Origin of the sequence: Protofrankia sp. Cas3 (genome assembly GCF_963555955.1) — a bacterium.
GTDB lineage: Bacteria > Actinomycetota > Actinomycetes > Frankiales > Frankiaceae > Protofrankia.
This window is the reverse complement of sequence record NZ_CAUVXP010000023.1, coordinates 1-24,768: the sequence shown is the minus strand read 5'-3', so window position 1 is coordinate 24,768 and position 24,768 is coordinate 1. Positions and strand designations below refer to the sequence as shown.

Annotated in this window: 22 protein-coding genes and 2 pseudogenes; 14 read left to right on the top strand and 10 right to left on the bottom strand. The window is 66.3% G+C overall.

Annotation, left to right across the window (positions count from 1 at the left end):
• Positions 1-95: 95 nt before the first annotated feature.
• Together U9983_RS06890 and U9983_RS06885 are read left to right on the top strand one after the other, a co-directional pair.
• Positions 96-392 carry a hypothetical protein gene (locus U9983_RS06890; protein ID WP_322753221.1) on the top strand — a complete coding sequence of 99 codons (297 nt, stop codon included), beginning with the start codon at positions 96-98 and terminating at the stop codon, positions 390-392.
• Positions 393-436: 44 nt separating this feature from the next.
• Positions 437-683 (top strand): annotated as a pseudogene (locus U9983_RS06885) (DDE-type integrase/transposase/recombinase); the annotation flags it as partial.
• Between the two features lie 159 nt (positions 684-842).
• On the opposite strand, the gene U9983_RS06880 reads toward U9983_RS06885, so the two are convergent.
• Together U9983_RS06880 and U9983_RS06875 are read right to left on the bottom strand one after the other, a co-directional pair.
• Positions 843-1,544 carry a response regulator gene (locus tag U9983_RS06880; RefSeq protein ID WP_322753220.1) on the bottom strand — a complete coding sequence of 234 codons (702 nt, stop codon included), beginning with the start codon at positions 1,542-1,544 and terminating at the stop codon, positions 843-845.
• The gene (locus tag U9983_RS06875; protein WP_322753219.1) at positions 1,541-3,157 is read right to left on the bottom strand and encodes a sensor histidine kinase; all 1,617 of its coding nucleotides are present in this window, start codon (positions 3,155-3,157) and stop codon (positions 1,541-1,543) included. The genes U9983_RS06880 and U9983_RS06875 overlap by 4 nt, the downstream gene beginning before the upstream one ends.
• A gap of 289 nt (positions 3,158-3,446) precedes the next feature.
• On the opposite strand from U9983_RS06875, the gene U9983_RS06870 reads away from it, so the two are divergent.
• The 3 genes from U9983_RS06870 to U9983_RS06860 all read left to right on the top strand — a co-directional run bounded on the left by U9983_RS06870 (position 3,447) and on the right by U9983_RS06860 (position 6,284).
• Positions 3,447-4,292 carry an ABC transporter ATP-binding protein gene (locus tag U9983_RS06870; RefSeq protein ID WP_175324757.1) on the top strand — a complete coding sequence of 282 codons (846 nt, stop codon included), beginning with the start codon at positions 3,447-3,449 and terminating at the stop codon, positions 4,290-4,292.
• A complete protein-coding gene (locus U9983_RS06865; protein ID WP_322753218.1) occupies positions 4,289-5,164 on the top strand; it encodes an ABC transporter permease in 876 nt (291 codons plus the stop codon). The genes U9983_RS06870 and U9983_RS06865 overlap by 4 nt, the downstream gene beginning before the upstream one ends.
• A 205-nt stretch (positions 5,165-5,369) precedes the next feature.
• Positions 5,370-6,284, top strand: a complete 915-nt coding sequence (locus U9983_RS06860; protein ID WP_322753217.1) for an ABC transporter substrate-binding protein — start codon at positions 5,370-5,372, stop codon at positions 6,282-6,284.
• Between the two features lie 203 nt (positions 6,285-6,487).
• Here U9983_RS06860 and U9983_RS27755 read toward each other — a convergent pair.
• Positions 6,488-7,065 (bottom strand): annotated as a pseudogene (locus U9983_RS27755) (transposase); the annotation flags it as partial.
• A gap of 218 nt (positions 7,066-7,283) precedes the next feature.
• Positions 7,284-7,505, bottom strand: a complete 222-nt coding sequence (locus tag U9983_RS06845; RefSeq protein WP_322753214.1) for an antitoxin — start codon at positions 7,503-7,505, stop codon at positions 7,284-7,286.
• Between the two features lie 301 nt (positions 7,506-7,806).
• Between U9983_RS06845 and U9983_RS06840 the strand changes: the two genes are divergently transcribed.
• Positions 7,807-8,994: an epoxide hydrolase gene (locus U9983_RS06840; RefSeq protein ID WP_322753213.1), complete on the top strand. Its 1,188-nt coding sequence runs from the start codon at positions 7,807-7,809 to the stop codon at positions 8,992-8,994.
• Between the two features lie 104 nt (positions 8,995-9,098).
• Here the strand turns inward: U9983_RS06840 and U9983_RS06835 are convergent, their stop codons facing one another.
• From U9983_RS06835 to U9983_RS06825, 3 genes are all read right to left on the bottom strand, one after another.
• A complete protein-coding gene (locus U9983_RS06835) occupies positions 9,099-10,169 on the bottom strand; it encodes an oxidoreductase family protein (protein ID WP_322753212.1) in 1,071 nt (356 codons plus the stop codon).
• Positions 10,166-11,335: an epoxide hydrolase gene (locus U9983_RS06830; protein ID WP_322753211.1), complete on the bottom strand. Its 1,170-nt coding sequence runs from the start codon at positions 11,333-11,335 to the stop codon at positions 10,166-10,168. The genes U9983_RS06835 and U9983_RS06830 overlap by 4 nt, the downstream gene beginning before the upstream one ends.
• 213 nt (positions 11,336-11,548) lie before the next feature.
• Positions 11,549-12,661 (bottom strand): type III polyketide synthase, encoded by a 1,113-nt coding sequence (locus U9983_RS06825; protein ID WP_322753210.1) that lies wholly within the window; start codon positions 12,659-12,661, stop codon positions 11,549-11,551.
• Between the two features lie 467 nt (positions 12,662-13,128).
• Between U9983_RS06825 and U9983_RS06820 the strand changes: the two genes are divergently transcribed.
• Complete coding sequence (locus U9983_RS06820) at positions 13,129-13,269, top strand: hypothetical protein (RefSeq protein ID WP_322753209.1); 141 nt, start codon at positions 13,129-13,131, stop codon at positions 13,267-13,269.
• 193 nt (positions 13,270-13,462) lie between these two features.
• Here U9983_RS06820 and U9983_RS06815 read toward each other — a convergent pair whose 3' ends face one another.
• The 3 genes from U9983_RS06815 to U9983_RS06805 all read right to left on the bottom strand — a co-directional run bounded on the left by U9983_RS06815 (position 13,463) and on the right by U9983_RS06805 (position 16,729).
• Positions 13,463-14,095, bottom strand: coding sequence for a DUF4232 domain-containing protein (locus U9983_RS06815; RefSeq protein WP_322753208.1), 633 nt, complete (start codon positions 14,093-14,095; stop codon positions 13,463-13,465).
• A 37-nt stretch (positions 14,096-14,132) separates the two neighbouring features.
• A complete protein-coding gene (locus tag U9983_RS06810) occupies positions 14,133-15,260 on the bottom strand; it encodes an amidohydrolase family protein (RefSeq protein ID WP_322753207.1) in 1,128 nt (375 codons plus the stop codon).
• A 257-nt stretch (positions 15,261-15,517) separates the two neighbouring features.
• Complete coding sequence (locus U9983_RS06805) at positions 15,518-16,729, bottom strand: cytochrome P450 (RefSeq protein WP_322753206.1); 1,212 nt, start codon at positions 16,727-16,729, stop codon at positions 15,518-15,520.
• 475 nt (positions 16,730-17,204) lie between these two features.
• On the opposite strand from U9983_RS06805, the gene U9983_RS06800 reads away from it, so the two are divergent.
• From U9983_RS06800 to U9983_RS06770, 7 genes are all read left to right on the top strand, one after another.
• Complete coding sequence (locus U9983_RS06800; protein WP_322753205.1) at positions 17,205-17,438, top strand: hypothetical protein; 234 nt, start codon at positions 17,205-17,207, stop codon at positions 17,436-17,438.
• A 78-nt stretch (positions 17,439-17,516) separates the two neighbouring features.
• Positions 17,517-17,738 carry a MazF family transcriptional regulator gene (locus U9983_RS06795; protein ID WP_322753204.1) on the top strand — a complete coding sequence of 74 codons (222 nt, stop codon included), beginning with the start codon at positions 17,517-17,519 and terminating at the stop codon, positions 17,736-17,738.
• Entirely contained in the window at positions 17,735-18,442 is a 708-nt protein-coding gene (locus U9983_RS06790) for a Fic family protein (RefSeq protein WP_322753203.1), read from the top strand. The genes U9983_RS06795 and U9983_RS06790 overlap by 4 nt, the downstream gene beginning before the upstream one ends.
• A 10-nt stretch (positions 18,443-18,452) precedes the next feature.
• Complete coding sequence (locus U9983_RS06785) at positions 18,453-18,602, top strand: XRE family transcriptional regulator (protein ID WP_322753245.1); 150 nt, start codon at positions 18,453-18,455, stop codon at positions 18,600-18,602.
• A 117-nt stretch (positions 18,603-18,719) separates the two neighbouring features.
• A complete protein-coding gene (locus U9983_RS06780; RefSeq protein WP_322753202.1) occupies positions 18,720-18,857 on the top strand; it encodes a hypothetical protein in 138 nt (45 codons plus the stop codon).
• Positions 18,858-18,965: 108 nt separating this feature from the next.
• Positions 18,966-20,525, top strand: a complete 1,560-nt coding sequence (locus U9983_RS06775; protein ID WP_322753201.1) for a sulfatase-like hydrolase/transferase — start codon at positions 18,966-18,968, stop codon at positions 20,523-20,525.
• Positions 20,526-20,757: 232 nt separating this feature from the next.
• On the top strand, positions 20,758-24,768 hold a 4,011-nt coding region (locus U9983_RS06770; protein WP_322753200.1), incomplete at its 3' end, for a hypothetical protein.

Sequence of the window (24,768 nt, the reverse complement as noted above, 5' to 3'; positions counted from 1 at the left end):
GTGGGTGCACCAGTGGTTGCGCCCGGCGGTAGTCGGCCCCTCCGGGGTGGCTGTGTCGCGTGGCACTCACCCCGGCAAGCACCTAACGTAATCGCATGGATGTGATAGGTGACGGTCAGGTGGTGGATCTCGCGGCGGTCGCGGCGGGCCTGGCCACCCGCGGGCTCTCGGTGGCAGCCTGGGAGGTGGTCGGTTGGCCGGCGAACCGCGGCTACGCCCGCGCCCACGGTCACGACGGCGGCGTCGTCGGTGTCCTCCCCCTCGACGGCACGACACCGCCACCGGCCCAGGACATCGTCGCCCTGCTCGCCCGGGTCGCCGCCCGATCCGACCCGCGCCGGTCTACACCCGCACCGATACCGGCTGGGCCGTGTCGCTGGCCGACGTGCTGATCGACCACCTGCGCCCCGGGTACACCGCCCTCGGCTGAATCCCGCTGCTGCCCACTGCCCATCACCTTGATACCCGGCGGGCGAACAACCGGATCGAGTCCGATCACAGCCAGCTGAAAGCCCGGTTGCGGCCGATGAGCGGGCTGAAACGCTTCCGCTCCGCCCAGCCGGTCAGTTCCGGGCATGCGTTCGCGGGAGCACATCCGCCGCGGCCACTACAAACTCAGCGTCGACACCGACCCGCACCTGCGGCTGACGGCTGCCTTCGCCGAGCTCACCCTGACGATCTGATCATCGGTCCGACAGAGCTTGCCATGTCCTGCCTTCGCGTAATGCAACAAAGCCGATCCGAGCCCTCCGTCGGGTTGAGCGTCGACCACTCCCGCGAGGCTCCGGACGGCGGACTCCGGACCGTTCTCACGTCCGTCCCCTCAATCAACAGCGCCCACGCTATGGTCTTGTTCGGCGGCGGTCGGGGGCTGCTGAGTGGTAGCGATGTACGGGACGCCCGGTTGATCCGTAGGCAAGGTCGAGTGCGACTAGGCCACGCCGTTGTAAGTCAGCGAGGTAGCGCTGGGCTGTTGGGCGGCTCATACCGAGCTGTTGGGAAATTTGGGCGGCGCTGACCGGCTCGGCTGCTGCGCTGACAGCATCGAGGATTTTCGCCATCGTCGGCGGTAGTTGGATGGGTGGAGAGGAGTTGAGTGCGGTCGGAGCGCGCAGAAGGTTGTAAAGGGCGTCGACGGTTTCCTGGTCAGCCTGGTCGGAGCTCTCGAGCTGCTCGCGCCACCGGCGGTAGGCCCGAAGCTGATCACGTAATTGTGCGACTCCGAACGGTTTAACGAGATAATATACTGCCCCGAGGTGCATCGCCGTGCGTACGGCGTGGAGGTCGCGGGCTGCGGTGACGACGATACAGTCGGGAACCCTGCCGGCTGTGGCTTTCAGAGTGCGCAACAGGGACAGGCCATCCTCGTCGGGTAGGTGGATGTCGAGGAGGAGTAGCTCGGGCTGGAAGTCGCGAATCGCGGTGCGTGCCTCGGCCGCGCTGTGTGCTTCTCCGACGCAGTGAAAGCCTGGGACCTGTTCGACGATGGCCGCGTGAATGCTGGCGACCCGGTAGTCGTCGTCGATGACGAGGATGGGAATCACCGTGAGTTCTCCCGTGTGCTGAGGCCTGGCGTTGAGGTGGTTGAATCGGGGATGGGTAATCGGACTTCAAACCGGGCGCCTGGCCCTGGGGATACGGTGACAGAGCCGCCGGTACGGTGTACGAGTCGATGTATCAGGGCGAGCCCGAGGCCACGGCGTATCTCCCCGCGGGGGGTTTTGGTGGAGTAGCCGTCCTGGAAGATTTCCTCGATCGTGTCGGGTACGACGCCGGGTCCGGTATCGGTGACCCTGATGAACACCTCGCCGTCATCGTCGCTGATATGTACGCTGACTTGCCGGGGGCCGGGTTCACCCGCGACCGCGTCGACCGCATTGTTGATCAGATTTCCAATGATTGTTATTAGCGCCTGAGGATCCATGGCGGGCTGGTCCAGGTGCGATGTGTCATCGATGATCACCTGTACGTCCTGCTCGGCCGCGATCGTCACCTTGGCCGTGAGTAGCGCGGCTATCGATGGCGGCGCGATTCGGGCTCGCAGTTCCTCGCCTTGACCAAGGGTGGTTTGGGAGATCTCGGCCAGATAGCTCGCTGCCTCCTCCGGTTTGGAGAGTTCAAGCAGACCTGCGATGACGTGTAGCCGGTTTGCGAACTCGTGTTCCTGGGCGCGGAGCGCCGCGGAGAGGCCGGTGACCGCGTGCAACTCACGGATCAGTGCCTCGAACTCGGTGCGGTCGCGTAGCGTGACCACGTACCCGACGTCACGCCCGGACAGTAGGACCGGCATTCGGTTGACTACAAGTAGGTATTCATCGGTGAGGGCGACCTGGTCGGCGCCCGAAATGTCGCCGGCGAGCATGTCGTGCAGCCGGCCGGGCGGCACCAACTCATCGAGGTGCTGCCCGGTTGCCGTGGATGTGATCCGCAGCAGCCGCCGAGCTTCATTGTTGATCAGATTGACGCAACCGTTGGCATCGAAACCGAGCACACCCTCGCGGATGCCGTGCAGCATCGCCTCGCGCTCCTGCAGCAGCGATGCGATTTCCGACAGCTCCAGACCGAAGGTGATTCGCTTGATTGTCCGGGCAAGCGCCCACGAGGCAACCGTGCTGAGTGCGAGGATGAGGGCCGAATACAGGAGAATCAACAGAGCTTCGTGCCGCAGCTGGCTCGTCACGTTGCGTTCCAGGATGCCGACTGAGACCTCACCTATGGCGGCGCCGTCCGAGTCGAAGACAGGAGCCTTACCGTTGGCCGAGCGGCCCAGACTGCCGTGATCGATGCCGACATGAGTACGCCCGTCCAGGGCGACCACGGGTTCTTCGAGCCGCTGCCCGATCAGTGCCGGGTTCGGATGGGATAGACGGACACCTGCCCGGTCGGCGACCACAACATAGTCTGCGCCGGTGCTCCGCCCGATCTGGTTGGCCAGACCTTGAATGACGCGTTGGGGATCGGGGCGTAACACCGCTGCTCTGACGTCGGGGATCTGTGCCACCGTCGCGGCGATGTCGACGGCGCGCGTCTCGTACTGCCGATCGAGTGACCGGCGGGTGAGCTCGACGTAGAGCGCGCCGCCTAACGCGATCGTGACAACGAGGATGCCCAGCACGCCGATGAGGATCTGCGATGCCAGGGTGCGTGAGCGCCACATCGAGGTTCCTCCATTCTGTCGATCATGGAACGTGTTACGCCGGTTACGGAAGAGGCGGCGCGGCATCCCACATGGTAAGTGGCGGCCGAGCAGAACGCACTGAAATCACCAGAAGGCGCTGCCGCTGAGCTTTGCGAGCAGAACGACGAGTAACGCGGGATAGCCACACAACCTTCTGAATTATTTCGCTCTCGTTTCCAGACTCCTACTGTCCTCCCACACAGCCGGTACGCCACCCACTGATCTGCGCCGGCGATGCCGTTTTCATGGTCAGGAAGGACCAGCGACAGTGCGATTACCACAGCACAGCGATTCCGGGACGCTGGCGATCGATCTACGAGCGGTCACGAAAAGGTTCACGACCCCGTCCGGGGCAACGTACACGGCGCTGAAAGACCTGAATCTAGGGGTGGTGGCCGGGGAGTTCTGCGCGATCGTCGGACCGACGGGCTGTGGGAAGTCGACCACGCTGACCTTGGTGTCCGGGCTGGAACGACCGTCGCTGGGAACGGTCAAAGTCCACGGTGCGGACGTATCGGGTATCACCCCGGGAGTTGCGTTCATGTTCCAGACCGATGCGGTCCTGCCGTGGAAGACGGTGCTCGACAACGTCGCACTAGGACCGCGCTTTCGCGGCACCTCAAAGTCCGCGGCCAATACGAAGGCCCGCGACTGGCTGCGCCGGGTCGGGCTGGCTGGTTTCGAGGACCGGTTCCCCCACCAGCTCTCCGGCGGCATGCGCAAGCGGGTGGCCCTGGCCCAGAGTCTGATCAACGAGCCGCGGATCCTATTGATGGACGAGCCGTTTAGCGCGCTGGACGTTCAAACCCGCTCGATCATGTCCAATGAGTTACTGCAGTTGTGGGACCTCACTCGTCCCGCCGTCGTCTTCGTCACCCATGATCTCGAGGAGGCAATCGCTCTGGCTGACAAGGTCGTCGTTCTCACCGCGGGTCCCGGCGGCACCGTCAAGGCCAGTTTCGAGATCGATTTGCCGCGGCCTCGTGTGGTGCAGGAAATTCGCTTCGAGCAACATTTCGTCGATCTCTACCATCAGATATGGGAAGCCCTACGCTCGGAAGTTGATATCGCCTATGCGCAGACCACCGCTGCGACTACGAAGAGGGCGCCATGATGACCGTCACCGCGAATCTGACGACAGCGGGCGAGAAACATGAGGTCTCCGCGAACGAGCGGGTCTACCGCTCCAAAGTACGCCGACGTAAGCTCATCGTTCACCTCACCCAGCTCGCTTTCCTGGTCGTGGTGATCGGTGGCTGGGAGCTGTATGTAGGGTCCGATTCACGAAAGATCATCCTATATGGAGTGCCGTCCGGGATCGTCAGCCGTCTACACACCTGGGTCGCCGACGGAACCGCGATCGGCTCTCTCGGAGACCAGATAAAGATCACTTTGGAGGAAGCGCTGATCGGCTTCGCCATCGGCACTGCGCTTGGCATCGCCGCCGGGATCGCGCTCGGACGGATCCGTTTCCTCGCCGACGTATTCAGCCCCTACATCAAGGTCCTGAATTCGATCCCGCGCATTGTCCTCGGGTCGGTGTTCGTGCTGGCCTTCGGCCTAGGCATCGAATCGAAGGTCCTGCTGGTCATCGTGCTGGTGTTCTTCGGTGTGTTCTTCAACGCCTTCCAAGGCGTCCGCGAAGTCGACCGCAACCTCATCGCCAACGCCACCATCCTCGGCGGCTCCCCCTGGCAGGTCACCCGGCAGGTCATACTCCCGTCGGCGTTCACCTGGATCATCGCCAGCCTGCACGTCAGCTTCGGCTTCGCCCTCATCGGCGCGATCGTCGGAGAGTTCCTCGGCGGCTCGCACGGCCTCGGCGTACTTATCAAGAACGCGCAAGGCACCTTCGACGCCAACGGTGTCTGGGCCGCGATGGTCATCATGGGCATGGTCGCTCTGCTCGCGGAATGGTTCATCACCAAGCTCGAAAACCGTCTCCTCCGGTGGCGGCCACCGCAACTCGCCGGACCGGACCTGTAACAACCGAAGAACTCACCGCGCTCGACTCATACCGACCAGGCTTTCCCATCCACAACAAAAGGGGAACCGCATGTCCAGAACAAGATTACTAGCCGCGGCTGGGATCGCCGCAGCCCTGGTCGCAACCGGATGCAGCTCGAACGCCAGCCATACCAGCAGCGGAACGACAAATGTCGGTACCGACTCAGGCACCAAGGTAAGTATCATGGTTGGTGGCCTCAACAAGCAGATCTACCTTCCCTTCATGCTTGCCCAGCAGTTGGGTTACTACAAGGACCAAGGCCTCAACATCGCGCTCTCTGACGAGCCGGCCGGTGTAGATGCCACAACAAACATGCTCGCAGGCAAGGTCGATGGCGTCGGCGGCTTCTATGACCACACCATCGACCTGCAGGGCCTCGGCCAGTCAGCGGAGTCCGTGGTCTCCATGCTGGTCACCCCTGGCGAGGTCGAGCTGTGCCGCAACGACCTCGAGAACCAGATCAAGTCCCCAGCCGACTGGAAGGGCCGTAACCTCGGCATCACCGACCTGGGTTCGTCCACCGACTTCCTGACCCAGTACCTGGCGCAGAAGAACGGCGTAGACCCCACCACCATCAACCGAATCGGTGTCCAAGCCGGCGCCACCTTGATCGGCGCGATGACGCACAAGAATGTTGACTGCGCCATGACCACCGAACCCACCGTGTCGCAACTGCTCGCCAACAAGCAAGCCTACATTTTGCTCGATATGCGTTCTGACGCTGGGGCCACCCAGGCGCTCGGCGGCGAATACCCGGCGACGTCGCTGTACATGACTACCTCCTATATCAAAAATAACCCACAAACGGTACAGAAGCTGGTCAACGCCTACGTCAAAACCCTGAAATGGATCCAGGAGCACACTGCCGCCCAGATCGCCGACATGATGCCCGCCGACTACTACGCCGGTGTCGGCAAGGACGCCTACGTCGCCGCCCTCAACAGCGAGAAGGGCATCTACAACCCAACCGGCATTATGCCACCCAACGGACCGCCTACAAACCTGAAAGTGCTCTCGGCATTCAACAAGAACATCATCGGCAAGATGATCGACCTGAGCAGGACCTACACGGACCAGTTTGTGGAGAACGCCACATAACGCCGCCATCCATCGCCGAGCAGTCGACTGTGCCCGCCCATCCCCTTACCTGGAATGGGCGGGCACTGCGTGCATCGCCCGACCCTGTGGGGTGCCAGAACTGTGCCACCAGCGTTGAGCTGGGATTTTGCACGACGCGTTCGTACTCGTTGATCAGACCACCGAGGACAGGTCCGCGTTTGACCAGTCGCCGGGAAAGATCAGCGGCGGGGTAGCCTGACCGCGGAGATGCCGGTGTCTGCGAGGACCGCGTCGAACGACGCGGTGAACCGCCCGGCCCGGTCACGGACCAGGACCTGGAAATCGGCCACCGGGTCGCCGAGGTCCATCAGAAGGTTTCGAATCTGCCCGGTGGTCCACGGTCCGTCCGGGCTGGCGGTGATCCCGAGGATGTGCACGTAGCGGGAGCCGACTTCCATGACAAACAAGCAGTACAGGCGGGCGAGCGTTACCGCGCGGTCCACGCGGAAGAAGTCCACCGCCAGCATCGTCGACGCCTGGGTGCGCAGGAACTCCCCGCCACCTGGTGTCGGTGTGCCGCTTCGGTCCCGGGTGTGACCAGCCGGTGCGCCCGCAGGTTTCGGGGCAGCAACCGGATCAGCGCAGCCAGGACCGCACGGTCGGCCCAGTCCAGCCGCGGTGTCGGACGTGTGCGGCGCAGCACCGCGACCTCGTGCGGCAACACCAGCAACTCCAGGTCCTTGGACGCCGACGAACGGCCGAGCAGAACCAGCCAGCCGCACACCCGAACAAAGATCGGATAGAGCAGACGCACCGACATGGCCGACCATCATGCCGACAGCCAGGCCGCCACATCACCCCAGCTCACAGGCCCAAGCCGACTTCTGGCACCCCACAGGCCGCTACGGCAGGCGGAGCCGCTCGGTGGGCTGCCCGGTGACCGCGGCCATCAACTCGAAAGGTCGGCATCGGGACTCTCGCTCAACCGGACGAGGGCGGACTTGTTGACAAGCCAACGCCGCGTCTCGGTCGTGGTGGTCATGTCCAGGCCTGCCGCATGACCTCGGGGTCGCCGAGATCACGAAACGCGGCACTGAACCAGCGCAGGTCGTCCAAAGTCACCAGGGCTACCGAGCGCGCCGCGTCCTGGGCGAGCTGCCGGCGAAGGTACTCGTTGCGAGATAGGCCGAGCCTGGCGGCATGAGCCTCGACGGCAGCCAGCACGTCATCGGATACGTCACGAATGAGCACGTCGGACATCGACCACACCTCCAAAGGCCACGCCTCCAGGCGATATCCACTGCTATCAGGACCCAAGTGCCCGCACCTGACCTTGCCAACGCAACAGACCCCGGTGGGATGCATCGTTGCTCGACGCCAGACCGGGGTATGAGGGCAGGGAGTGCCACGGGCGCGACGCGTCCGCCCGAGCCGCAATCGTGCGGCAGTACCAACTATTGCGCCGGCGCCCGGATGAAGATCGTTGCCCTGAAACCGCAGACCGGAGCCGACCGGTCCGGCCGTCCGTCGCCAACAACCAGTCCAGGAACGTGGAGACTCAATGTCCGACAAAACTGATATCCGCACCTTCCGGGTCGACATACCCGAAGAAGCGATCGCCGACCTTCGGCGGCGCATCGCCGCTACCCGCTGGCCCTCCAGAGAACTGGTAACAGATCGGTCGCAGGGCGTGCATTTGGCGACGATCCAGGAGCTCGCCCGCTACTGGGCGGCCGATTACGACTGGCGCCGGTGCGAGGCGAGACTGAACGCACTGCCGCAGTTCACGACCGAGATCGACGGAGTGGATATCCACTTCATCCACGTGAAGTCGCGGCACGAGCACGCGTTGCCACTGATCATGACGCACGGCTGGCCCGGCTCGGTCATCGAGCTGCTCGAGGTCGTCGGCCCGCTCACCGACCCGACCGCGCACGGCGGACGCGCCGAGGACGCGTTCGACCTCGTGCTGCCCTCCCTGCCCGGCTACGGCTTCTCCGGCGAGCCGACGGAGGTCGGCTGGGACCCCGGTCGCGTCGCGCGCGCCTGGGCGGAGCTGATGCACCGCCTCGGCTACACCCACTACGTCGCCCAGGGCGGCGACGTGGGCTCCGCCGTCACCGACGCGATGGGCCGCCAGGCACCCGAGGGCCTGCTTGGCATCCACATCAACCTGCTCCTGACGGCGTTGGCCGGCAACGGCCCCCCGCCGGCGGAACCCTCCGAGAAGGAACGCGCGGCGCTCGACGCCATCGCCACCTTCAACACGAGCGGCAGGGGCTACTTTCTGGAGCAGGCCACGCGGCCCCAGACGATCGGCTACGCCTTGCTGGATTCACCCGTCGCGCTGGCGGCCTGGATGCTCGACCACGACACAGACAGCTACGAGAAGATCTCACACGCCTTCCTTGACAAGCAGCCCGTGGGCACACTCACCCGGGACAGAATCGTCGACAACATCACGCTGTACTGGCTGACGGGCACCGGGGCCTCGGCGGCCCGGTCCTACTGGGAGAGCGGACGCTCCGCAGCTCTTGCGGCCGGCCAGACTCCCCCAGCGGTCTCGATCCCGGTCGGCTTCACCACGTTCCCCGGCGAGATCTTCCAGGCCCCACGCAGCTGGGTCGAGAAGGCCTACCCCAACCTCATCTACTTCAACGAGGTCGACAAGGGCGGCCACTTCGCCGCCTGGGAAGAGCCCGAACTGTTCGCGACCGAGATCCGGGCAGCATCCACGTCGCTGCGCTGACGACTGGTCGTCGGCGATCGTGGACGCGGCGAGCCTGCGAGCAAAGAAGGGGGCACACCGACGGGTCCGAACCCGATCGATCGCGACAAACCCGGCTCGACAGGTCAACCAAGGGCTGCGGCTACCTCGAGATCGAGCACCGCGTGGGCGAAGCGTCCGACAGTGGCCGCGTGGATCGGCTCGGGATTCATCCACTCCAGGCTCGTCAGCCATGCCATGAGCCCGAACGCCATGTGGCGCCGGTAGTCGAGCCAGAGCTCGTCGAATGTCACAGGTTGCACACCGGCGGCGATGAGACAGCCACGGTAGCTGCGCAGCAGGTCGTGTTCGGCGGCACGCCGATCGTCGACATCGAGCGCCGAAGTGATGAAATAGGCGACATCATGGGCTGGGCGCATGCGGCAGATGGTCTGCCAGTCGACGAGCCCTAGCGTGCCATCGTGGCGCCGGAACCAGTTTCCGATGTGGTCATCCCCATGGGCGAGCACCCAGGGGCCTTCCTGACTCTGGTCGACCCAGCGCCAGAACAGGTCGATGACGAGGTCGGGCCGGTGCAGCTCCATGGGGATCGCCGCCGAACGCAGCGGCAGAGCGAGAAAGTGCGCGACCCGCTCGGCATCCATAGTCGCGAAGTAGTGACCCGACGGGTTGTCCCGGGTGACGTAGGAATGCAGTGCGGGGTGCTCACGCAGGACCGGGCTGGCGTACGTCGCGCCGTGGTAGCGGGCGATCAATTCGAGGCCGGCGGCCACGTCGTCGATCGACAGCGGCGAGGTGGCCCGGCAGAAGGTGGCCTCCCGGCGCAGGTCGTCGAGGACGACGACACCGAGACGCGTGCGCGGATCGGCGTCGGCGAACCACGCCGCAGTGCCCGTCGGCGGCAGGCCGGGCGCGAGGTCGCGGTAGAAGACGGCCTCTCGCTCGTAGATCCCGGTGGCGGCCATCAGGGCCGCGTTGTCCTCGAAGGCACCCTTGACACACACCGAGCCCGGGGCGCCCGGCGGCGGGTCGCCGTCCCCGTAGGTCGGTTGGACGAACACTTTCGTTGCCGTACCGCGCAGCACCTCGTCTACGGCGACATCGACCACCTCGACACCGGGTAGCCGGGTGCCCAGCGCCATGGTGAGCCATTCCGGGGTGATGTCGTCGATCGTCGACGGCAGCGCCGCGGTCATCGGAACGCTCGGAAAAAGGTACGAAGCTCATCGACGAACAGGTCGGGTACCTGCAGGGCGGCAAAATGACCACCCTTGGGCATCGACGAGACGTGCACGATGTTGATCCGCGGTCGGGCCCAGGCCAGCGGCATGCGGTAGTGCTCGCCCGGGAAGTCAGCATAGCCGGTCGGAACCTCGACCCGGGGTGGTTCGGACTGCCCGCCGACGCCCGCGTTCTCGTAGTACCAGCGGGCCGACGAGGCGATCGTCTGGGTGACCCAGTAGATCGTGATGTTCGTCAGGAGCTGATCCTTGGTGAATGCCCGCTCGACGTCGCCGTCGCAGTCGGTCCATGACCGGAACTTGTCCACGATCCACCCCGCCAGGCCTGCCGGCGAGTCCATCAGTGCGCTGCCGACGGTGTGCGGCCTCGTGCCCTGGATCTTCCAGTAGCCGGTGTCGCTGTCGAGGAACGCCAGCGTGCGCTGCGCCAGCGCGGCATCCTCAGCCGACAAGCCGGCGAACGGGTCGCGGTCAGCCGGTGGGCCGACGGGCAGCAGGTTGAGGTGCACGGCGGCGACGTGCCCGGCATCGAGCTCGCCGAGCAGCGCCGAGATCTGGGCGCCGATGTCGCCGCCCTGCGCGACGTAGCGCTCGTAGCCGAGCCGTCCCATCAGCTCGGCGAACGCCTGCGCCACCCGTCGGTCGGTGACACGGCAGGACGACGGACCGGAGAAGCCGAAACCCGGCAGCGACGGTACGACGACGTTGAACGCGTCGGCACGGTCGCCGCCGTGCGCCGCCGGGTCGGACAGCGGGCCGAGCACGTCGAGGAACTCGGCGACCGAACCAGGCCAGCCGTGCGTGAGGATGAGCGGGAGCGCGTCGGGTTCCGGCGACCGGACGTGCAGGAAGTGGATACCGAGCCCATTGATGTCGGTGACGTGCTGCGGGAAGGTGTTGAGCCGGGCTTCGGCGGCACGCCAGTCGAAGGCCGTCCGCCAGTGCTCGCACAACTCCCGCAGGTATGCCACGGCGACGCCGTAGTCCCATCCGCTGCCGGGCAGGTCCTCGACCCATCGTGTCCGCTCAAGCCGGCCGCGTAAGTCGTCAAGCACCGCGTCATCGATCTCGACCTGGAACGGGCGAAGCTCGATACTGTGGCCTTTCTCCTCCGCAATCATGCAGCAGATTGAACCATTTAAGTGACGTAAGCGCCAGCGGCGGCTGAAACCTCCAGCACACGGGACGACAACGTGTACGCAATGCCTACTGCAGTGTGACAACGGCTGGTCAGCTGGTGCGTCGTCGCCCGCCGACGTCTGATCGCAGGGGGTTCTGGAGCCCCGCAGGGTGCTGTGGTCGTGGATCGTGACTTCGAGCGTGATGTCGCCGGATCAGAAACGCAGCAGGGCCGCCTCCGTGGTCAGCCCCGGTCCGAACGCGATGAGCACAGCGTGGTCGCCGGCTTCCGGCCGGTCCAGCGCGAGCATCCGCTGCAGGACCAGCAGGACGGTGGCCGACGAGCAGTTGCCATAGTCGCGCAGGACCTCCATGGATGGTCGCAGCTGCGCCTCCGACAGGCCGAGCGCGGCGCCGACCTCGGCCACGATCCGCGGGCCGCCGGGGTGGATCGCCCAGTGCCGCACGTCGGCGACACCCAGGCCCGACCCCTCGAGCAGCTGGTCGACGAACGGCGGGGTGGTCGACCCGAGCATCGCCGGGACCGCCGGGGACATACATAACCGGAATCCGTCTTCTTGGACCCGGATCCTCATGTGTTCTGCGGTTCCCGGGTGCGTCACTGTGCGGGTGGCGACGACGTCCGCGCTGACGCCACAGGCCGGAGCGCCGGCGCTCGGGTGGTCGGTCGTCGGATGACCGACGGGTCGGTCCGCCGGGCGTGTGCCCAGCAGCATCGCCGCGCTCGCGTCGCCGAACAGGCCTTGCACGATAATCTGCTCCGAGATCGCGTCCGGCTGGCAGTGCATGGACGTCAGCTCTGTGCAAACCACGAGGACGAGCTCATCGGGCCGGGCGGCGAGGGCGTCAAGTGCGGTCCGTAGCCCGGTGATGGCCGCGTAGCAGCCCATGTGGCCGATGGAGATACGCCGGATGTCGGAGCGCAGCCCGAGTTCCGCGGCGAGGCGGACCTCCGGACCGGGACAGGTGTAGCCGGTGGTGCTCACCATGATGAACGTGCCGACCGTGGCCGGATCGTGGCCGGCGAGGACCGCCGGCACCACCCGTCGACCCAGTTCAAGCGCACCCTGTTCCCAGGCGTCCATCAGTGCTCCGGTGGGCGGAAAGCCGTCGGAGTAGGCCCGGCGCGGGTCCCAGTAGAAGTGCCTGCGCTGGACCCGGGTGGAGTCGATGAAGAGCCGACGCGCATGCGGGACACCGCTGTAGAGCTGGCTGTAGAAGCCGTCGAAGAGTTCGGTCTGGCCGATCGTCGTATCCGGCGCGGCTGAACTGACCGCCAGCAGAACTGGCTCGCGACGAAGAGTCACATCACCTCCTGCCCGCCCGGGATTTAGTCCGTCTTTTGGTTGACCTACAACACGATCTGCACTCCCGGACAAACTGATCACACTCCTTAGCTGTTACTGCGGGCCGCCGTGTGGAGTCACCGCGGGAGAAACCATCGCGGCTGAACCGACCCCTTCGCCCCATCCCCGCTGAAGGAGCTTCCCCGTTACTACAAGCCGGTCCGCCAGCGGATGTCGCATCGGTACTCACCATCTCCATTTTCCACTTTCCGACGCGCTCCCGCTGTCTTGTGGCTTCTTGTTTGGGACCAGGTTCGCCGACGGAAACGAGGTAGAGACAGAATCCATTTAACCTGGATGCACCGACCGGTATAGGCCGAACGCCCAGCTCAATGCCGGTGGCCGAGTTCTGGAACCCCGCAGGGTCACCTGCCCGAAGCCGGATCACCTAGATTGACGTGATGACTACGTCAAGCTATCGTCGATCCATGCTCTGCCCCACGCTGGTCCTCAGACCTGCCGACGATCAGGTACTCAGCGAGATCGACGGCATGCGGGATGCACTGCGGCACCACATCCAGACCATGCCGTCGAAATGGACTGAGAGGCTCCGGACGTTCCTGACCTGAAGGGCCCGGAAGAATCTCGACCGGGCTGACAGAATGCTGGCATTGCAGATAAAATGCAGGCATGACCGCGATCACGATCCGCGACGTCCCGGACCCGGCTCTGGAGGCATCGACGAGGGCCGGGAACACGGGTGAGCAGTCAGGCGGCGTTGCCACAAGGGCCAGGCCGATCTCTGGCACCCCACCGGCGTTCTCACCGGGTGAGCGCGGAAATCTGGAGCTGGTGGACGGACGGGCTTGCGCACACCGTTTCCGGTCCGTTGCCCGGCAGCAGCAGTGCCGTCAGGTTGGCCGGCGGGTAGACACGAAGGCCGACGGCCTCGGCGGTCTGGTACGGCTCCTCGCACCCGGCCTGTATACCGGTGTGAATCATCGCGAGAACGCCGGTCACGTGCTGCCCGGGCAGCAACGGGACCGGCATACCAGGACCACCGGTGCGATCTGCGGCGGCACCGAGCTGACGGCCACCAGCGTCGACGTACGACACACCGGGAAAGCCCCCGATCACGCAGGATGTGGCGCCGATGTTGGTCAGGATGATCTGCTCGTAGCTGTGCCCCGCAGCGTTGTCCAGGTTGGCGGCGCTCACCCGCAGGTTCACGGTCAGGCAGCCATGCCCCGGGTCAGCCGCCGTGGAACCGACGGCTGACCCGGACGTCGCACCGGGCGGGAACACCGTCCGGACGGCCGATGATGGCGATGGGGAGCGACCCGACGCCGGTGTCGCCGCCACACCGCCCGCGCTGGAAGCACATCCCGTACTGACCGCCATCAGTGCCACGGCAACCGCGATGCGTGCGACACACTCGCGGGCCGGCCGTGACATGCTGTGCGCTCCGCCGTTCACACCAACCTGCCCCCTTCTACTCGGGCGGGGAGCTGACGTGCGGGAACAGCTCCTCGAACGCACCGCGGGTGATGCGGTGGCGTACCTCGGGCGTCACCCCGTCGAAGAGCTCGCGTAGCGTCTTCTGAGTATGACCGAAAGTGCCCTCCAGGTGCGGGTAATCGCTTCCGAACATCACGTTCCGGTAGCCCATCGCCCACAGCGCCGCCGGCGCTGACTCGTCGTGCTGGAATGATGCGTACACCTGGCGGTAGAGGATCTGTTTGGGTTCGCGGGACAACTTTGGTCGCACGAACGCGGCGTGCTGGCGGTACCCCTCGTTGAGGCGGTCGCCTACGAACGGCACCCAGGTCGCCCCGCCCTCGGAGATGAGGATCTTCAGGTCGGGGTGACGGTCGAGGGCGCCGCCGCCGACGAGCTTGGCCGCCGTCCGCTGTCCCTCATAGGAGGTCTCCAGGAGGTTGAGAACGGCACCGCCGGGCCCGCGGTACAGCACGCGTTCATTATTTTCGGTGCCGATATGGAAGCCGAGAACCATCCCTGCCTCTTCTGCGGCCGCCCACAACGGCTCCCATGAGAGGTCATTCCAGTCCTTCATACCGGGCGGTATCCCGGTGGGAAGAGATACTATTTTCAGCCCTACCGAGGCGGCGTGCTGAACCTCCGCCACCGCGTCGTCGATCGAGAGCAACGGCATGAGCCCGGCAGGCACGAGCCGGTCGGGGGCAGCGCCCTGGATCTCTGAGACGAGCCACTCGTTCTCAGCCCGGGCCGCATCCCGGACGAGCACGGAGTCCTCGATCATGTTCGACCACAGGCCGAGCGAGGCGTACACCACCTCCGCCCAGATGCCCTCGTTGTTGAGATCGACCAGGCGTGCCTTGACATCGCGGGCGCCCGGTGGTCGGTGTGACATCTCCACTATCGTCTCGCCACTGGCACCCCGTACCGTCATGACCTTCGGCAGGGTACGGCGAAAACTCTTGCCGTCGACGTGGACGATCTCCTCATTCTCGCCGACCTTCTCGCTCCGTGGCATCCGCTCCGCCTGCTTCGCCGGCAGGATCTGGAACCACAGGTCGTCCGGTTCGAGGAAGTGCGAGTCGCCCGAGTGAGCCCAGATCTTTCTCGTACCTTCGTTCATCGTGACCTCCGTGCCGGCCAGGTCGGGTCCGGCGGGTAGCGCGAGCCGTCCGTGCGGAGCTGCCGCACTCACGATAAATCGAACAATCCGCCGATGCATTCGGGTACCAACCTCGGAAGCCGGGCGGGTTCAAGCGGGGGAACAGTCCCATGGAGCGGTGACGAACCACGGTGGACCTGAGCCGGCCATGTGGTCAGCCGCGCTCCTGCTGCGCTGCGAACTCCGCCATCCACGGGTTGGACGCCGTGGACGGTCGGTCAATCCCGAAGGCGGACCGGAAGGGTGTCCAACCCGTGGATGGCGACCGTGTCGCGCCAGACGGGTTCGTCGGTCAGCGACAGTCCGGGGACGCGGCGTAGGAGGGTGTCCACGGCGATCTGGGTCTCCAGCCGGCCGAGATGCGCGCCAAGGCAGTAGTGGAGCCCTTCGCTGAACGAAAGGTGGCGCGGCGCGGGGGTGCGGCCGGCGAACCGGGTGATGTCCAGACACTCCGGATCGGTGTACACGGCGGGGTCGCGGTTGGCGGCGGCGGTCAGGACGACGATGCCGTCCCCCCGCGCGAACGTGTGCCCGGCCAACTCCCGTTCCGCCAGCGCGACCCGATGGGTGAACTGTACAGGCGGCTCGTAGCGGAGCAACTCGTCGACGGCTGGCGCCGCGAGATCGGGATCGGCAAGCCAGAGCGCGATCTGGTCGGGGTTGCGCAACAGGGCCACGACACCCTTGCCGATCAGGTCCGAGACGGTCTCGTACCCCCCGATCAGCAGCCCCACGGACAGCCCGAGCGCCTCCCGGCTGCTCAGTTCGCCGCGGTCCTCGGCCGCGCACATCCCGCTCAGCATGTCGTCGCGAGGATCCTTGCGCCGCTGCGCGAGTAGCGCCGCGAAGTACGCCTCGAACTCTCGCATGGCCTCCGGCCTGCGCGCCAGGCTCTCGGGTGACTGCAGGATGTCCGGGTCTGTGCCACGGACGATCTCCAGCGACCACTTCTGGACCGCTGGGTAGTCCTCGGGCGGGATGCCGAGCATGTCACCGATGACGGTGAGCGGCAGTGGCCGTGCGAACGCCTCCATCAGGTCGACCTCACCGGCCTCGATCGCCGTGTCGAGCAGCGTATTGACGAGGTCCTCGATCTGCTGTCGGAGCCCCTCGGTGTTGCGCGGGACGAACGCCCGTTTGACCAGTCCTCGCATCCGGGTGTGGTTCGGCGGGTCCATCCGCAGCATCGATCCCGGCACGTCGTCGGGCGCCACTCCTGGACGGAAGGGGTTGATGCCCTCCTCGTAGCCGTGGCCCCACAGCGCGTCCGTGAAAACCGCCGAGCACTCCTCGTAGCGGGTCGCCATGAGAATATTCGGCCTGATCGGGTACAGCGCGGCAAAATCGCGGACGGCCGCGTACCGCGGGTAGGGGTTGGCTCGATGCATGGGATGAAAGGCGTCGAAGACAACCTGCGGCGCAGTGGACACGTCCACGCCCTTCTCTCGGCACGAGTGTCTCGAAATCATCTCACCGGGATGCCGCCGATTACACTCTCCGTCGACTGCCGCGAGATGAACATTCTTCGAACCAATCCGACCGCGATGCCGATGAAATGTTCACATGGATTCCTGCACACCGCAATCCGGCCTATGATCCGATAAAAAAACAGATCGCCGATGTAAACACCCGGAGAGATGAGGAATAGTGCGTACCGGAGTCCCAGTCGACGTCAGTCGACGCCATATGTGACCACGGGAGCGCTGATTTGTCCATCTACGTGTTGGACCAGGGGCATCCGGACGAGCGCACACGGCTGGAAGCGATGGCGCAGCTGTGGGATCCAGGCACCATGCGGCTCGTGGAAGCCCTGGGCATCGGCGCCGGGCATCGCTGCCTCGAGGTCGGCGCGGGCACCGGCTCGGTCGCGCGGGCGCTGGCCGAGGTCGTCGGCTCCGCGGTGATGTGCTCAGCCTGGGCTTCACCGACGAGGCCGCTCAGTACTACGGCACTCAGTTCCGCAGCACCGGCGAGTCGTGGCTCGCCTGGCAGCTCCTCGTGGAGCGATTCCAGCGGAGCATCATCGAAGCCGGACTGCTGACGCGGGACGAGGTGGACCGGTGGTGGTCTCTCAGCCGCGACGAGAACAACCTCATCATCAGCGCGGCGATGTTCGCCGCCTGTGCCCGCCGTGCCTGATCCCCTTGCCCTGGGCCCGCTCCGCGAGCAGACGCGCCAGCTGGGCGTCGGCCGCCACCACGGCGAGTTCGTACTGGGATGTACTCTGTTCGTATGCAGAAGAAGGTCGTCACGATCGGGAATTCGGCGGGCATCACGATCAGCCCAACCGAGCTGCGTGCCCTGGGCGTCGGCCCCGGAGATACGGTCGAGGTGACCGTCCGTGCCGGGGTACTCGAGGCCCGCGCCGTGAGCCGATATGAGGACACCCCCCTGCCCGACCTGATGGCCGTGATCAATGCGGCGCGGACCCGGCCGTGACCTGGACCCGACAGGAGTTCCTGACCGATGTCGCCCGGACCGGGGTTCTATCGCCGGAGTACGCCGAGGACGTGCTGGTGCGCCTGGCGCACCACTCCGCGGCGCTTGAGGGCAACACTCTCACCCTGGCCGACACAATCACCCTGCTGGTCGACGAACGGGTGCCTGTGGCCGGCACGCCGGTGCGCGAGTTGTACGAGGTTGCCAACCACTACCAGGCTCTCGCCCGCATCCTGCGGGCCGTCGCCGACGACGAACCCCTGAGCACCGACCTCGTCCGGGACCTGCACGCTGCGCTGATGGACCGCTTAGCCCACGACCGCGGCCAGTACAAGACATCCAGCAACATCGTCGCCGGCGCGTCGTGGCAGCCTGCACCACCCGAACGCGTCCCAGAACTCATGCTCCAGTGGGCCGACCAGACTGAGTGGCAAACCGCCAGCCTCGACAACGAGGCGCTGCTGGAGGCGATCGCCGGCGGGCACGTCGCTTTCGAACGCATCCACCCGTTCTCCGACGGCAACGGCCGTACCGGCCGCGCGATCATCGCCTACCAGACCATCCGCAGGTTCGGGTTTCCCGCCATCGTCCAGGTCACCCAGCGATCCGGGTATATCACCATGCTCGACACCCAGAACACGCCCACCCTGACCCGACTCCTCACGGTCTCACTCGCCGACGAGGCAAGCCGCGCCGCGGCGTAGCTGCTCGCGGCTGCACGTCAAGCAGCCGTCCGTGTCCGATCTTGAGCGGGGCGCTCTGGATCGTGCTGGGCTGTCGACCATTCGAGCCTATGTGGCGGCACTCGGCGGGAAGATCGAAATTGTCGCTGGCTTCGGTGACCGCCGGGTGGTCCTCAGCTGAGACCTGTGCGCCGGAGAGTGGCGGCTGCGACGCCCCCATCCGGGCACGTCGTGCCTACCAGAACGCCCATCCCGCGTGTTGGCTCCGGTGAACCGCGTCGCGCCGAACTGGTCCCACATGTCCATTTCCACGATCCGCCACCGCACTCTTCCACATGCCTGGCCGGACACCACGACAGTGGACCTCGCCGACGCAACCGACACGCATGCAGTGCCTGAGCGGATCAACAGCGTGCGTGACGGCTTTTCGCTCTGACATCGAATTCGAACGCTCGTGACAGGGAACCAGAACAAACACGCTCGAAGCTGCGGATGTTGCCTGACAAGTCAGCTGCACATCCGACGGATCTCTGGAGCGTTCATCATGAGCAAGCCCCCGCCGATCCCACCCCACCGCACCGACCCGCAACCAGGCTCAGCCGAACAACGACGCACCTCCCGGCGGCGTTTTCTCGAGGCCGGGCTGGCCGCCGCGACGCTGCCGATCGGTGCGGGGGTGTTCGCGGCCCGCCCAGCCGCCGCCGCGCAACCAACCGCCGATGCGACCGGAAGCCGGCCCAACCTGCTGATCCTGATGACCGACCAGGAGCGCACGGAGGTGGTGCTTCCCAGCGGTTTCAGCCTGCCGGCCCGCGACCGGGTGGCGAGCGACGGGGTGACCTTCGGCCTGCATCACACACCGACAGCCCCCTGCTCCCCCGCCCGGTCCACCGTGTTCACCGGCCTACATGCGCCGGTCAACGGCGTTTTGGACAACGTCGGCGCGGCGCAGCCGGACCTGTCCGCGACGATCCCCACGCTGGGCACCATGGTGAAGGCCGCCGGTTACCACACCTGTTACATCGGCAAGTGGCACCTGACCCAGAACATCACCACCGACCCGGCCTACCTCACCCCCTACGGCTTCGACGAGGCGATCGACCTACTCGCCGGTGGCACCCCGAATGAGGGAACCCAGCAGGACCCGGGCGTCGCCCAGCAGGCCGAGGCATGGCTCGCCGCGCACGCCGCTGACAGCCAGCCATGGCTGTGTGTGGTCAGCTTCGTCAACCCGCACGACATGATGTTCTGCCCGCGCTTCTACCGGCTCGATGACGTGCCCGACTACGGCGCCGCGGTGCCGACGAACTTCGAGTCGGACCTGTCCTCGAAGCCGCCGGTTCAGACCGTGTGGCGGGGTGAGAACGAGGCGGTCGGCGGCGCGATGCCGAACGCGGTCGCAGCCCCCGACGACGCACACCAGTGGCGGCAGTGGGGGAACTGGTACCTGGAATTGCTGCGGCGTACCGACGTGCTGATGAGCGGCGTGCTCGACGCACTCGACGCCTCCGGTCGGGCCGCCGACACGGTCGTGGTCCGGTTGGCCGATCACGGCGAAATGGGCGGCGGACACGGGCTACGACAGAAAGGAGCGATGATCTATCAGGAGAACCTACGGGTGCCGTTGGTGATCGCCGATCCGCGGCGTCCGGCCACCCATGGCAGCACCTCGACGGCTCTCACCTCGCACATCGACGTCGTGCCCACCCTGGCCTCGCTCGCCGGGATCGACGCCACGGCCTTCGGCCCGCTGGTCGGCCATGACCTCACGGTTCTGCTCGACCAGCCAGGCGGGTCGGTCCGCACCAGTCTGCTGGTGACGTCGGACGCGACCAGCAGCGGGCTCGGGCTGCCAGGGCTGCGGTACTGCATCCGGGGGGTGCTGACCGCGCGCTACAGCTTCGGCCGGTACACCACTCCCGATGGCATCGACAGCCCGCCGTCCGGCTACACCTTCGAGTGCTATGACCGCCTGGCCGACCCGGGTGAGCTGCACAACCTCGCCAACGACCCATCGCGGGCGAGCCTACTGAAGGACCTGAACGACCTGGTGAACCAGCTGATCGCCGACGAGCTTCAGGTTGGGGGGACGGCACATGCGTAAGGGTGCCCGGCAATAGGGGCGTGGATGTCGCCGCAGCCCCCTGACAGCACCATCACGGGCCAGACCCGTGAATGGACACGCCGACGTCCGTTTTGTCGCATTTCTGACAATGAACGATGAATGCGAGGACGGCCTCGGATGAATAGTGACCGAACAGGAAGGCTGACTGTCACCCCTTTGCTGGCCAGCGGTCCAGTGTGACGTGCTGTTGCCATAACGGGGGGATGGGCACGTGAAGCGAACGTCGGTATTCGCGTTGTTGTCGTTGCTGGCCGGGACGCTGTTGAGCGGCCTGGGACCCGCAGTTTCCGCCTCGGCGGCGACGCCGGATGTGATCGACGTGGTGTCGGTAAACGGGACGACGTCCGGGGCTTCCGCGGTCTCCATCATGCCGATGTTGTCGACGGGCGTGACCGGGACGCCGATTGCGTTGCCGACGGCCGCGAGCGGGGGTAATCGTCCCCTTACGTTGAGCGGGTCCGCATCCTCTGAGGGGCAGCTCAGCCTGTCCAGTGATGGGCGCTATCTCACCCTTGCCGGCTACTCCGCGTCACCGGGAACAGGGTCTGTCGCATCGACGTCGTCGGCGAGTGTGCCGCGGGTGGTTGGTCGTATCAACGGTGCGGGCAACGTCGACACCTCGACCATGCTCGGCACTGATGCGTTTACCGGTAACAACGTCCGCGCGGCGACGACGTCTGACGGGTCCCGCTTCTGGATCACGGGAGCCAATGGCGGCGCGTCGACGGTGAAGGGCGGCGTCGTCACGGCGGCGCTCGGGGCGACGACCGCGACGTCGGTCTCGACGACGGTGTCGGCTGGTCGGGTCCTGAACACGGCTGGCGGGAACCTGTACTTCGGAACCGACAAGACGACGCCGACCGGGGTGTCTCGGGTCGGGACCGGCCTGCCGTCGACGAGCGGGCAGAGCTTGAGCTTCCTCGGCGGCACGGCGGACCCGTACGGGTTTGCGCTGGTGACGGTCGGCGGCGGCGCTGTACCGGACACCCTGTACGTCGCCGACGGGACCACCGGTGGCTTGACCAAGTTCTTCTTCAACGGGTCGGCGTGGCAGTCAAAGGGCACCGTCGGCGGCGGCACACCGTTGTTCGGTGTCGCGGCGCGTGTCGAGAACGGCGGGGTGCAGATCTTCGCCACTACCCTGGGCGGGTCGAAGGTGGACAGCGTCTTCGACAGCTCAGGCGCCGGCGGCACGTTCACCGGCGCTCTGACCACGATCGCCTCGGCAGCCAGCGGGACGTCGTACCGAGGTATCGCGTTCGCGCCCGCCGGGCAGCCGGCGCCCGGACCCCAGCCCGTGCTCACCCTCGGTGACACCGTGCTGGGCAATGTGATCGGCGACGCGGACAACCCGACCCTGACCGTGGCGCTGTCCGACCCCGATTCGACGGTCGACGTGAGCACGCTCGCGGTGACCGTCGCCACATCCAACTCCGCCGTCGCCCCACTGGGCAACATCAGTGTCAGCGGCTCCGGGGCAACCCGCACCGTCAGCGTCGCGCCGACGGGCGTCGGCTACTCGACCATCACCGTGACCACCACCGACCCGCTCGGCCGCACCGGCACGGCGTCCTTCACCTACGGTGCGTCAGCCCCCGCGACGGACACCACCAGCCACTGGCTCGACGGCGCATCCGACGCGTCGACCGCGATCGACGTCGGCGGCGGCTACCTCCTTGTCGGCGACGACACGAGCAACGTGCTGCGTCTCTACCGCGGCGACCGTTCCGGTCTGCCGGTGAAGACCTGGGACATCGGCAGCCAGCTCGGTCTGGGCACCAAGGGGTCGGACTCGATGGATGTCGAGGCCGCCGCGCGGCTGGGTGACACCGTCTACTGGACCGGATCGATGGGCAATGCCTCCGACGACGGCGCACTGCGCCCGACTCGGTCCACGCTGTTCGCGACCCGGCTGTCCGGTAGCGGCGCGACGACGGACCTGACGCTGGTCGGCTCCTATTCGAACCTGCGCGCCGACCTGATCGGCTGGGACCAGGCAAACGGCAACCCGCTCGGGCTGGCTGACAGCGCGGCTGCCGGCCACCTGCCCAAGACGATCGACGGGTTCAACGTCGAGGGCATGGAGTTCGCCGCCGGCGGCTCCGGGACCGCGTACGTCGGATTCCGTGCCCCGTTGGAAACGGTCAGCGACCGAAATCTCGCTCTCGTGGTACCGGTGACCAACCTGCCCACACTCGTGACCGGTGCTGGGGTGGCCGCGACGTTCGGCTCGCCGATGCTGTGGAACCTGGGCGGGTTGTCGGTCCGGGACATCCGCCGCAACGCCGACGGCCAGTACCTGATCCTTGGCGGCTCCTACACCGGCGGAAATCCCACCTTCCGCCTCTTCACGTGGAACGGCGACCCGGCCTCGCCCCCGGTCGCGGCCACGACGGTGCTACCGGCACCGCTGGGCAGTTGGGAGTCGATCGTGGCCACGCCGGACCCGATCGGCGACGGCGCGCAGGTCCAGCTGATCGAAGACGACGGCGGCGTCGACTTCTACGGTGATGGCGCCACGACCGAGGCCAAGGCGCTCCCCCTGGGGCTGCGCAAGAGCCGCATCGACACCTTCACCCTGGCTCTGCCGACACAGGCGATCAGCTTCACCACGACTCCGCCCGTGCCCGCGACCTTCGGTGAGCGCTACCACGTCGCCGCTACAGGTGGTAGGTCCGGCCTGCCGGTCACGTTCAGCGTCGGCGGGACCGACAGCTGCACAGTCGGGGACGCGACCAGCGGCACGGACACGGATGGAAACGGCACCGGCGCCGCGACGATCACTCTCGCCGACGTCGGCTCCTGCACCGTCATGGCCACCGAGGCCGGCGGCGCGAGCTACCAGCCGGCGGTGTCGGTGCCGCAGTCGTTCTCGGTCACACCAGCGACCCCCACCGTCAACTGGCCGGCGCCGGATCCGATCACCTACGGAACCGGCATCTCGAACGCCCAGGTGAACGCAACCGCGAACGTTCCCGGAACGTTCCACTACAACGTCTCGCCCGGTGACGTCCTCACCGCCGGACCGCAGACGCTAACCGTGACCTTCACTCCCACGGACAGTGCGCGCTACACGAGTGCGACCGCGTCGGTCACCCTCGACGTTCACCAAGCCGCCCAGTCCATCAACGTCGCCGCCATCGGTAACCACACCTTTGGCGACGCGCCGGTGTTGCTCACCGCAAACGGTGGCGGGTCACCCTCGCCGGTCACCTTCAGCACGGCTGGGCCGTGCACTGTGGACCAGACCGACAAGGGGCCCCTGCTGACCTTCACCGGGGCCGGCACCTGCACCGTCATCGCCAACCAATCCGGTTACATCAACTATCTGCCGGCTAGTGCGGTTTCGCGCAGCGTGAACATCGCGAAGGCGACGCCGGGCCTGACGTGGTCGTCGCCGGCGGACATCACCTACGGCACGCCGCTGTCGGCAACAGAGCTCGACGCCACCGCCACTGTTGACGGCACCTACGCCTACAGCGACGACGATCAGGCAGGTGATGCCAGCGATCGCGTGCTGCACGCCGGCCCGCACACGCTGCACGTGACATTCACCCCGGTCGACGTCACCGACTACACCAGCGTCACCCGCGACGTCACGCTGACCGTCGACAAGGCCGACCCGCAACTCGCCTGGACCCCCGCTGTCGCCAGCCTGGTCTACGGGGTGCCGCTCGGCGGCAATCAGCTCGACGCCACCGCGGATGTGTCCGGCTCGTTCAGCTACACCCCGCCGGCCGGCACAGTGCTGCACGCGGGGACCCACACCCTGTCCGCGAACTTCGTCCCCGACGACACCACCGACTACACCTCCGCCGGCACCGTCACCACGCCTCTGGTCGTCGACAAGGCACCCCAGGAACTGTCCATCGATCCACCCGGCCAGCACACCTTCGGCGACACCCCGTTCACCGTGACGGCCACCGCCGGTCACTCCGGCAACCCGATCACCTTCACCCCGGTCGGACCATGTCAGCTCGCCAGCCCCAGCTCGAACGGCGATCCCGTCCGCGGCTCGGTCACGGTCACCATCACCGGCGCCGGTGACTGCTCGATCACCGCTCACCAGGACGGTTCCGAGGACTACCTGCCTGCACCGGCCACGACGACCGACCTCACCGTCGCCAAGGCCATCCCCGTCCTGACCTGGCCGACGCCGGCACACATCACCTACGGCTCGGTCCTCGGCTCCGGGCAGCTGGGCGCCACCGCGAACGTCAGC

Coding starts and splice junctions, on each gene's coding strand:
- U9983_RS06890 (WP_322753221.1), top strand. CDS start 96: ATGGATGTGATAGGTGACGGTCAGGTGGTGGATCTCGCGGCGGTCGCG.
- U9983_RS06875 (WP_322753219.1), bottom strand. CDS start 3,157: ATGTGGCGCTCACGCACCCTGGCATCGCAGATCCTCATCGGCGTGCTG.
- U9983_RS06865 (WP_322753218.1), top strand. CDS start 4,289: ATGATGACCGTCACCGCGAATCTGACGACAGCGGGCGAGAAACATGAG.
- U9983_RS06860 (WP_322753217.1), top strand. CDS start 5,370: ATGGTTGGTGGCCTCAACAAGCAGATCTACCTTCCCTTCATGCTTGCC.
- U9983_RS06845 (WP_322753214.1), bottom strand. CDS start 7,505: ATGTCCGACGTGCTCATTCGTGACGTATCCGATGACGTGCTGGCTGCC.
- U9983_RS06840 (WP_322753213.1), top strand. CDS start 7,807: ATGTCCGACAAAACTGATATCCGCACCTTCCGGGTCGACATACCCGAA.
- U9983_RS06835 (WP_322753212.1), bottom strand. CDS start 10,169: ATGACCGCGGCGCTGCCGTCGACGATCGACGACATCACCCCGGAATGG.
- U9983_RS06830 (WP_322753211.1), bottom strand. CDS start 11,335: ATGATTGCGGAGGAGAAAGGCCACAGTATCGAGCTTCGCCCGTTCCAG.
- U9983_RS06820 (WP_322753209.1), top strand. CDS start 13,129: ATGCTCTGCCCCACGCTGGTCCTCAGACCTGCCGACGATCAGGTACTC.
- U9983_RS06815 (WP_322753208.1), bottom strand. CDS start 14,095: ATGTCACGGCCGGCCCGCGAGTGTGTCGCACGCATCGCGGTTGCCGTG.
- U9983_RS06810 (WP_322753207.1), bottom strand. CDS start 15,260: ATGAACGAAGGTACGAGAAAGATCTGGGCTCACTCGGGCGACTCGCAC.
- U9983_RS06795 (WP_322753204.1), top strand. CDS start 17,517: ATGTACTCTGTTCGTATGCAGAAGAAGGTCGTCACGATCGGGAATTCG.
- U9983_RS06780 (WP_322753202.1), top strand. CDS start 18,720: ATGTCCATTTCCACGATCCGCCACCGCACTCTTCCACATGCCTGGCCG.
- U9983_RS06775 (WP_322753201.1), top strand. CDS start 18,966: ATGAGCAAGCCCCCGCCGATCCCACCCCACCGCACCGACCCGCAACCA.